Here is an 8642-nt window from a genome sequence, read left to right as displayed (position 1 = left end):
GCGCAGCAGGCGCGCCTCGGCGGCGCCGAGGTCGTAGTGCGGGTAGCGGTCGCGCACGCCCGCGCGGAGCAGGAACTCGGACAGGGCCCGGGGGGCCGCGCGGCGGCTGCCGCCCGCGCCGGTGCGGTCGTCGGCGGGGCTCATGATTCGGGGGAGGCGTCGAGCAGCCGCGCGAGGCGCCGGTGGGCCTGGCCGAGCTGCGAGCGGACGGTGGCCTCGTCGACGCCCATCACGGCGGCGGCCTCGCCCGGGGTGCACCGGAGACCGTAGCGCAGCATCACGGTGTCCCGCTGGCGCTCCGCGAGGCGGGAGAGGGCGCGGTAGAAGCGGATGGTGTCGGTCAGTACCTCGTACTGGTCGGGGTGGGCCTCTTTCAGGGCCGCCTCGAAGGCGCTGATGTCCATCGGCTCGGGCCGGCGCAGCCGGGGGTCGCGGCGCTGCTGCCAGTCCACGATGCGCTGCTTGAGCACGGTCCAGGCGTAGGCGTCGAGGCGGTCCATGTGCAGCATGCGGAGCCATTCGTGCATGATCGAGTCGAAGGTGGCGTCCACCGCGTCCTCGGCGTCCGCGTCCGACCCGAGCTGGAGGTACGCGAAGCGCATGTACGCCGGACGCCGGTTGGTGTGGAAGGCCCAGTACGACAGGCGCGCGGTCGGGTTCCACTGACTCATGGGCGTGGGCTGCCGCCGCCGGCTGGGCAGTCCCACGGCCCCACCGGACTCCTCCGGTCCGCCATCGTTCACCGTTCCCCACCTCATCCCCTGGTGCCGGTCCATGAGAGCAGTACCGGCGCACTCGGGGGGCGTGGAGCAGGAAGCTGAAGGGATTACGTTGGGCGGTGACCGTTCGTGAACGATGTCGATCAGGCGGAGGGCCCCTCGGCCCGTACGCATATCCCCTCGGCACGTACCCGGCCTCGGCGCGTCCGCGCAGGCCCGGCGGGGTCCCCGTCCGCCCTCCGGATACCGGTCGGGGTCCGCGCCCGCGGTTCGATACGATGAACCGCCTCACCATGCGTATCCGGCACGGCACGCCCCGGGCGGGCCGCCGCCGCAAGGAACCGCATGGATTCCGTAGAAATGAACTGAAATGGAGCATCCGAGGATGGCTCGACACCTGATCACCAGCGCGCTTCCCTACATCAACGGGATCAAGCACCTGGGCAACATGGTCGGGTCGATGCTTCCGGCGGATGTGTACTCCCGGTACCTCCGCCAGCGCGGCCACGACGTCCTGTACATCTGCGCCACCGACGAGCACGGCACCCCCGCCGAACTCGCCGCCAAGGAGGCCGGGATCTCGGTCGCCGAGTTCTGCGCGCAGGCCCACGACGCGCAGAAGGCGGTCTACGACGGCTTCGAGCTGTCCTTCGACTACTTCGGCCGCAGCTCCTCCGCGCAGAACGCCGAGATCACCCAGCACTTCGCGCGGCAGCTCCAGGCCAACGGCTTCATCGAGGAGCGCGCGATCCGGCAGGTGTACTCGCCCGCCGACGGCCGCTTCCTGCCGGACCGCTACGTCGAGGGCACCTGCCCGCACTGCGGCTACGACAAGGCCCGCGGCGACCAGTGCGAGAACTGCACCCGCGTCCTCGACCCCACGGACCTGATCGAGCCCCGCTCGGCCATCTCCGGCTCCACCGAGCTGGAGGTCCGCGAGACCAAGCACCTCTTCCTCCTCCAGTCCAAGCTCCAGCACGAGGTCGAGGCCTGGGTCGCCCGGCACGAGGAGGAGTGGCCGCAGCTGGCTTCCTCCATCGCCCGCAAGTGGCTGACCGAGGGCCTGCACGACCGCGCCATCACCCGCGACCTCGACTGGGGCGTCCCCGTCCCGGCCGACACCTGGCCCGAACTGGCCGCCGAGGGCAAGGTCTTCTACGTCTGGTTCGACGCGCCGATCGAGTACATCGCCTCCACCAAGGAGTGGGCCGACGCCGACCCGGCCAACCGCGACTACAAGTCCTGGTGGTTCGAGGCCGAGGACGTCCGCTACACCCAGTTCATGGCCAAGGACAACGTCCCGTTCCACACGGTGATGTTCCCGGCCACCGAGCTCGGCACCCGCGAGCCCTGGAAGAAGGTCGACTACGTCAAGGCCTTCAACTGGCTGACGTACTACGGCGGCAAGTTCTCCACCTCGCAGAAGCGCGGCGTCTTCACCGACCAGGCGCTGGAGATCCTCCCGGCCGACTTCTGGCGCTACTTCCTGATCGCCAACGCCCCCGAGTCCGACGACTCCTCGTTCACCTGGGAGCACTTCGCCGCCACCGTCAACAAGGACCTCGGCGGCACCCTCGGCAACTTCGTCAACCGCGTCCTGACCTTCTCCCGCAAGAAGTTCGGCGACGAGGTCCCGGCGGGCAGCCCCGCCGGCGAGGCCGAGGCGAAGCTGGGCGAGCAGATCGCCGAGCTGCTGGCCGAGTACGAGGGCCACATGGAGACCCTCCAGTACCGCAAGGCCGCGGCGGCGCTGCGCGCCCTGTGGTCCGCGGGCAACGCCTACCTGGACGAGAAGGCCCCCTGGCTGGAGGTCAAGACCGACCTCGACGCCGCCGCGCTCACCCTGCGCACCGCGATGAACCTCATCCACCTCTACTCGGTGGTCTCCGAGCCGTTCATCCCGGCCTCGGCGCGCGCCATGCGCACCGCGTTCGACCTGCCGGGCGACACCGCGACCTGGGTGACCCCGGAGCAGGCCAGGGCGCTGGACGCGGTCCCGGCCGGCACCCCGTTCACGGTGCCGCCGGTGCTCTTCGCCCGCGTCACCGAGGACGACCTGGAGTCCTACCGCGAGCGCTTCGGCGGATCCCCGGAGGCGTAGGGCGTAAGGCCCCGACCCGCCGTCCGAAGGGCGCGACCCCACCGGGGCCGCGCCCTTCGGCGTGTCCGGCGGGGGCGGGCCGGGGTAGGGAAAACCCGACCGTGAAAGCTCCGCCCAGGCGTGCAGACCCGGCCGGGGCCGCGCGGCTGGAATGGGCCCATGACCCCTTCCCCCACCGCCCGGTGGACCGCCGGCTGGCTGCTCGCCGCCGCGTGGGCCCTGTCCTTCCCGCTGTTCTCCACCCTGGCGCCCCACCGCCTGTGGGGCTGGTGCGCGGGCTGCGGATACCTTGCCGCCGCCGCGGCCACCGCCCTCGGCCGACGCCGGGAGGCGCTCGGCGCGGCCCTGCTGGGCGCTGTCGCCGTCCCCCTCCTGTACCTGGTCCTGACCGGGCAGGGCCAGTCCGAGGTCGGCGTGATCGCCCGCTCGGGGCGTCTCCTCCTCGACACCGGGAAGACGTACGTCGACCACCCCGCCGGAGTCGGGGACTACACCCCCTACCTCCCGGCCATGTCCCTCCTCGGCGTCCCCCGCGCCCTGCTCGGCGGTGGCTCCGGCGGGGGAGGGGGGTGGGCGGTCCGGCTGCTGGGCGACCCCCGCATCTGGTGCGCGGCCGCCCTGTTCGGCGGCATGCGGGCCGGCCGCCGCCTCCTCGGCGCGGCCCCCTCGCCCCTGCTCCCGCTGCTGGTCGCTTCGCCGGTGGTGGCACTTCCGCTGGCCGTCAGCGGGGTCGACCTGCCACTGGCGGGGCTGTGCTGCCTCGCCCTCGGCGCGGCCGCCTCCGGCCGCCCGGCCCTCGCCGGGGCGGCCCTGGGCGCGGCGTGCGCCCTGAAGTGGACGGCGCTGCCCGCGGTGGCGGTTGCGGCGGCCCTCCTCGGCTCCCGCTCCGGCGCCCGGGCGGCGGTCCGCTGCGCGGTGGCCGCGGGGTCCGTCACGGCGGCCCTGGTACTGCCGGGCGCCCTGCTCCAGCCCGCGGAGCTGTGGCGGCAGGTGTTCGCCTTCCCGACGGGCCGGGCGACGGTGCCGACCCCGGCGGGCAGCCCGCTGCCGGGGCACCTGCTGGCGGAACTCGGGCCGTGGGGCTGGTACCTGGCGGTGGCCCTGCTGGTGCTGGGCGGGCTGGGCGTGGCGCTCTCGCTGCGGGTGCGTCCGCCGCGCACGGTGGCCGCCGCCGCGGACCGGCTCGCACTGGGGCTGACCCTGGCCTTCCTGCTGGCCCCGGCCGGGCGGTTCGGTTACCTGGCGCTGCCGGTGCTGCTGGCGGTCTGGGCCCGCTCGGCCGCCCCGTCCGGGCCGGTCCCCTCACGGGTGGTCGCCCGGTCCGGGGTGCGGGGGCGGCGTCCGGCGCGGGCCCGCTGAGGGGACGGGGTCAGGGCGCGCCGGCCCCCTCGTACGGCCTCGCCCACGCGTCGACGGCGCCCGCGGGGGCACCGGCCGGCCGATCGGCTTCCCGAAGCCGGCGGTCCGGCCGTCGGAGCCTGCCCGAGCCCGACCGCCGTCACCCGGCCCACGCCCGTGAAGGCGGCTCGGTCACCGGCCGCAGGTGTCCCGGGGTCGTTCACGGTGAAGACGGCGACGGTGAAGCGGTAGCGGTCGTGCCGGGGGACGCGGGAGCGCCGGGGACGGCGTCGGCCGTCTTCCGCGGCCTGGGCGTCACGCGCTCCTCGTCGGACGGGTCCGTCATCCTCAGCGTGACGAAGGCCAGGACCCCCATCAGCAGGCACAGCCCGAGGACCATCGGCCACGTCCGCGACCGCCCCGGCGCGGCGGGTTCGCGGACCGAGGCGGCCCGGACGAAGTCCTCGTCGAGGACCACGTCCCACTCGTCCTCGTCCGGTCCGTCCGGGCCGCCCGTCCCCGGGGGCATCGCATCGTTCTTCGCCACCCTGAGACCCTAGTGAGCGCTCCCGTCGATCTGAACACACCCCCAGGTCACAGCCTCATCACTATGAGGGCGCCGGGTCTTGCGCCGGGGGCGCGGCGGCTACGCGCCGGAGGGCGTGGCCGACTTCAGCATGGCGTCGGTCTTGTCGAGGGCGTCCGCCAGGAAGTTCCGGGCCAGCTCGATCACACCGAACTGGCGCGTGACGGTCTCGTTGTCGCCCCGCGCGAGCGCCGCGTCGACCGCCGCGATGACGCCCAGGAGGGTGTGCGTCGCCTCGCCGGCGCGCGAGGCCGCGAGCACGAGCGGCCCGGCGTCCGGGTCCTGGGCGATCATGTAGAGCGGGACGCCCACGCGCCGGACCTGCCAGCCCAGGAAGTCCATCTGCTTCGCCGGTGCGTCCCAGACGCCCGCGGCCTTCAGCTGCTCGAACCAGGCGGTGAACAGGTCTTCCCCGTCCTCCTCGGCCTCGTCGGCGAGCTGCGTCTGCCCCTGCACGGCGCCCAGCAGGGTGTTGAGCAGCCGCAGCCGGTAGAGCTCGGGTCTGGCGAACGCCGCGGCGTTCCGGGCGTGCTCGGCCGGTGTGTTGTCGCCGTCGTAGAGGCCCAACGCGGCCAGCGCCGCGCCGATCTGTTCCACCGTCACATGATCCCCCTCGTTCGTCATACCGGCACGCTACCTGTCGCCGGCCGGATGTGGGGAGGTCCGCGTGATGTCAGTCTGCGGCGGTTTGCGCCCCCGCGCCGCGCAGGTGGGCCAGTACGGCCAGGACACGGCGGTTGCCCTCCGTCGGGTCCAGTTCCAGCTTCGTGAAGATGCTGCCCGCGTGCTTCACGACGGAGGCCTCGGTGACGAACAGCCGTGCCGCCAGGGCCTGGTTGTTGAGCCCCTCCGCCATCAGCGCCAGCACCTCGCGCTCGCGCGGGGTCAGCCGGGCCAGGGGGTCCTTCGCCGGCCGGGGCGCCAGCAGGACGCGGACCACCTCGGGGTCGAGGACCGTCTGCCCCTCGTGCACCCGCCGCAGGGCGTCGAGGAACTCCTCGACCTCGCCGACCCGGTCCTTGAGCAGATAGCCCAGCCCGGCCGCCGGACCGCCGGTGAACAGCTGCGTGGCGTAGGCGGTGGCGACGTACTGCGACAGCACCAGGACCGGCAGCGAGGCGTCCCGGGACCGGAGTTCGAGTGCGGCCCGCAACCCCTCGTCACGCAGCCCGGGCGGCATCCGGACGTCCGTGACGACCACGTCGGGCCGCTCGGCCTCCACGGCGCGCAGCAGGGCCGGGGCGTCGCCGACGGCGGCGAGGACGCGGTGGCCGCCCAGGGCCAGCAGCTCCGTCAGGCCCGCGCGCAGCAGGACGGAGTCCTCGGCCAGGATCACCCGGAGCACGGCACCTCCACCCGCAGCTCGGTCGGCCCGCCGACCGGACTGGACACCGTCAGCCTTCCCCGCAACATCGCCACCCTGTCCGCGAGTCCCGCCAGGCCCGCTCCCGCGCCGGGATCGGCCCCGCCGCGGCCGTCGTCGGTGATGGTGAGAGTGAGCCGGCCGCCCTCGACCCTACCGGCGACGCCGACCCGCGAGGCGCCGCTGTGCTTGGCGGCGTTGGCGAGGGCCTCGGTGACGGTGAAGTACGCGGTGACCTCGACCGGTCCGGGCAGCCGGGGCACCTCCAGGTCCACCGCGACCGGCACGGGATGGCGCAGCGCCACCTCGGCGACGGCGGCGGCCAGCCCGTGGTCGGTCAGCACCTGGGGGTGCATGCCCCGTACGAGGTCGCGCAGTTGGGCGAGCGCCAGCCCGGCCTCCTCGCGCCCCCGGCGCACGAGGGCGGCGGTCCCTTCGGCACCGGGAGTCCTGCGCAGCTCCAGCTCGGCCAGGCCCAGGGTCATGCTGAGGGCGACCAGCTGCTGCTGGGCACCGTCGTGCAGGTCCCGTTCGATGCGGCGCCGCTCCGCCTCGAAGGCCTCCACCAGCCGGATGCGCGACCGGGTCAGCTCCAGTACCCGGTCGTCCTCCTCGCGCGGCCCGAGCAGCAGCCGGGCCGCCTTCACCTGGGCCCCGCCGACCAGCGCGGCCGCGTACGCGGCGAGCGCCAGCCCGGCCAGACCCACCGCGGTCCCCCCGAGCGCCTCCAGCGGCCCGGCCACCGCCTCGCCGGGCACCAGCATCACCGGCTCCGGCGCGAGGGCCCACACGATCACGGGGGCCGCCACCAGCAACAGCGAGAGGGCCAGCAGGCCCAGCACTCCGAAGCCGGCCGCGCCGAAGACCACCCCGAGCAGCAGGGCGTACCCGAACTCCCGCCAGGTGGCCCGCTCCCGCAGCCGGGTCCGCAGCCAGGCCGCCGCGCCTGCTCCGGCGAGCGAGGCGTGCGGATCGGCGACCGGCTCCGGCTCGATCCACCGCAGCCGCCGCCGCTCCAGCTCCCCGAGCGGCACCGCCCCGGCCACGGCCCCGACCAGCAGAACCAGCCCGATCCCGGCGACCGCCAGCAGCACCCCGAGCCCGAGCAGCAGCGCCAGCGCGCACAGCACCGCGTACCCGAGAGCGAACCCGCTGCCGAGGTACGCCCAGCACCGCCAGGGCCACCAGGACCCCAGGAACCGCAGGGGCCGCCGCAGCACCCTCCAGGCGGCGACGGGCGGTTCGGGCACGGCCAGGGGCGGTTCGGGCACGGGCACGGCTGTGGGGACGGGCACGGCGGCGGAGGATCCGGGCATACCGCCAGCCTAGGGGGTGTCCCCCCGGCCCCGACGGGCCGTCACACCGCCGTGGCCGGGGCCACGCAGCCGCGCACGAGCACGCCGCGGCCGGTTCCGGCCCCGGGAGTCCGTCCGCGGAGCGGCCGTCACCGGGGCGCTCCCGCCGCCCGGAAGTCCGCGGCGTACTCCCGGACGAACGCGGCCGGCGCCACCACCGTGTTGCGCAGCTCCGACAGCAGGACCCGCTCGTTCGGCGCGTGCAGGTTGCACATGCCGTCCTGGGCGCCGAACAGCAGCACCTCCGCCCGGGAGCCGCCGTGGCCAGCCCGTTGACCAGCGGGATCGAGCCGCCGGTGGCGATGTACGAGGCCTCGGTGCCCCAGGCCTCCCTCAGCGCGGTCAGGGCCGCCCGGCGGCTGGACGTCGTAGTGCGCGTACAGCAGCACGGTGGGGGCCGACGGGTCCGGGGGCGGGACCTCGGCCCAGACCGCGGGCGCGGTGCCCGGCAGGTCGATGCGCTCGACGGTGGGGGCGCCCGCCGCGAGGAGGAGCGAGGCGACCAGGTCGTGGGCGGCCTCGACCGGGCCCGGGGGACAGCCGGGGAAGGCGATGGAGGGGATCGCCGCGAGCCGCTCCGGATCCTTGCGCAGCCCGTCCATCAGCGCGTCCACCCGCGCCCCCAGCCCGCCCGGCAGACCGGGGCCGTCCCCTGCCACGCGCGCCACCGTCCCTCGGCCGAGCCGCGAACCCGTCCCTCCGAGCATGGCCCGCGGGCGCGCGGGAGGCCGCCGCGGACTGCGCCACGGGGGTGACGGGCCCGGGCCGGCACCGGCGCGGCCCGCAGCCCCCCGGATACGGATCCCGGCCTCTGGGACGCGTGTCGAACCGGGCCCTTGATCGTTTCTTCAGCTGTAACCCCCTGTCGGCTGCCGGATCGGAGGACCGCGGTGACGGCTTGGCAGTACTACGCCGGGGCGGGCATGGTGGCCGCGCTCTGCCCGCTGCACGGCCACGTGGCGGTCGCCGGCGACGGTCACGGCGGCGGAGCCCGGGTCGACGTGTGCGTACCGGCCGGGCGGCCGCCCTCCGCCCGGCCGCCGATGCCCCCGCCGCCCGTGGCCCGGCCCGGCACCCCGGCCGTGGTCCCGCCCGCCGTACGGGTGAGGGTGCCCGGCGCCGAACGGCCCGCCGTCCACCACCCCGGCGAGGCTCCGGGCCTGCCGCAGGAGCCCGTGCC

The 8642-nt window shown here is 75.0% G+C and carries 8 protein-coding genes and 1 pseudogene; 3 read left to right on the top strand and 6 right to left on the bottom strand.

The window, feature by feature from the left end; all coding sequences use genetic code 11:
- Positions 1–140 precede the first annotated feature (140 nt).
- Positions 141–671, bottom strand: a complete 531-nt coding sequence (locus WDV06_RS34910) for a sigma-70 family RNA polymerase sigma factor (protein ID WP_395513837.1) — start codon at positions 669–671, stop codon at positions 141–143.
- Positions 672–1104: 433 nt separating this feature from the next.
- On the opposite strand from WDV06_RS34910, the gene metG reads away from it, so the two are divergent.
- Both metG and WDV06_RS34900 read left to right on the top strand, forming a co-directional pair.
- Positions 1105–2820, top strand: coding sequence for a methionine--tRNA ligase (metG, locus tag WDV06_RS34905; protein ID WP_395513836.1), 1716 nt, complete (start codon positions 1105–1107; stop codon positions 2818–2820).
- 159 nt (positions 2821–2979) lie between these two features.
- Entirely contained in the window at positions 2980–4179 is a 1200-nt protein-coding gene (locus tag WDV06_RS34900; RefSeq protein WP_395513835.1) for a glycosyltransferase 87 family protein, read from the top strand.
- Positions 4180–4378: 199 nt separating this feature from the next.
- Here the strand turns inward: WDV06_RS34900 and WDV06_RS34895 are convergent, their stop codons facing one another.
- The 5 genes from WDV06_RS34895 to WDV06_RS34875 all read right to left on the bottom strand — a co-directional run bounded on the left by WDV06_RS34895 (position 4379) and on the right by WDV06_RS34875 (position 8121).
- The gene (locus WDV06_RS34895; protein WP_395513834.1) at positions 4379–4705 is read right to left on the bottom strand and encodes an SCO2583/SCO2584 N-terminal domain-containing protein; all 327 of its coding nucleotides are present in this window, start codon (positions 4703–4705) and stop codon (positions 4379–4381) included.
- Positions 4706–4804: 99 nt separating this feature from the next.
- Complete coding sequence (locus WDV06_RS34890; protein WP_395513833.1) at positions 4805–5368, bottom strand: DUF6245 family protein; 564 nt, start codon at positions 5366–5368, stop codon at positions 4805–4807.
- Positions 5369–5417: 49 nt separating this feature from the next.
- Positions 5418–6089, bottom strand: coding sequence for a response regulator transcription factor (locus tag WDV06_RS34885; RefSeq protein WP_395513832.1), 672 nt, complete (start codon positions 6087–6089; stop codon positions 5418–5420).
- Positions 6077–7423 carry a sensor histidine kinase gene (locus WDV06_RS34880; protein WP_395513831.1) on the bottom strand — a complete coding sequence of 449 codons (1347 nt, stop codon included), beginning with the start codon at positions 7421–7423 and terminating at the stop codon, positions 6077–6079. Before WDV06_RS34880 ends, WDV06_RS34885 begins: the two co-directional genes overlap by 13 nt.
- 128 nt (positions 7424–7551) lie before the next feature.
- On the bottom strand, positions 7552–8121 hold the full coding sequence (locus tag WDV06_RS34875) for a hypothetical protein (RefSeq protein WP_395513830.1): 570 nt from the start codon (positions 8119–8121) through the stop codon (positions 7552–7554).
- Positions 8122–8352: 231 nt separating this feature from the next.
- Between WDV06_RS34875 and WDV06_RS34870 the strand changes: the two are divergent.
- A pseudogene (locus WDV06_RS34870) lies at positions 8353–8642 on the top strand (hypothetical protein); the annotation flags it as partial.

The organism is Streptomyces racemochromogenes, assembly GCF_044129415.1.
In the GTDB taxonomy this organism is placed as follows: Bacteria; Actinomycetota; Actinomycetes; order Streptomycetales; family Streptomycetaceae; genus Streptomyces; species Streptomyces racemochromogenes_A.
The sequence above is the reverse complement of the archived record's forward strand: the minus strand, read 5'-3'. Positions and strand labels throughout refer to the sequence as shown.

What these genes read in the sequence shown, in the direction of transcription:
- WDV06_RS34910 (WP_395513837.1), bottom strand. Translation starts at nt 671, where the DNA reads ATGAGTCAGTGGAACCCGACCGCGCGCCTGTCGTACTGGGCCTTCCAC.
- metG (WP_395513836.1), top strand. Translation starts at nt 1,105, where the DNA reads ATGGCTCGACACCTGATCACCAGCGCGCTTCCCTACATCAACGGGATC.
- WDV06_RS34900 (WP_395513835.1), top strand. Translation starts at nt 2,980, where the DNA reads ATGACCCCTTCCCCCACCGCCCGGTGGACCGCCGGCTGGCTGCTCGCC.
- WDV06_RS34890 (WP_395513833.1), bottom strand. Translation starts at nt 5,368, where the DNA reads ATGACGAACGAGGGGGATCATGTGACGGTGGAACAGATCGGCGCGGCG.
- WDV06_RS34880 (WP_395513831.1), bottom strand. Translation starts at nt 7,423, where the DNA reads ATGCCCGGATCCTCCGCCGCCGTGCCCGTCCCCACAGCCGTGCCCGTG.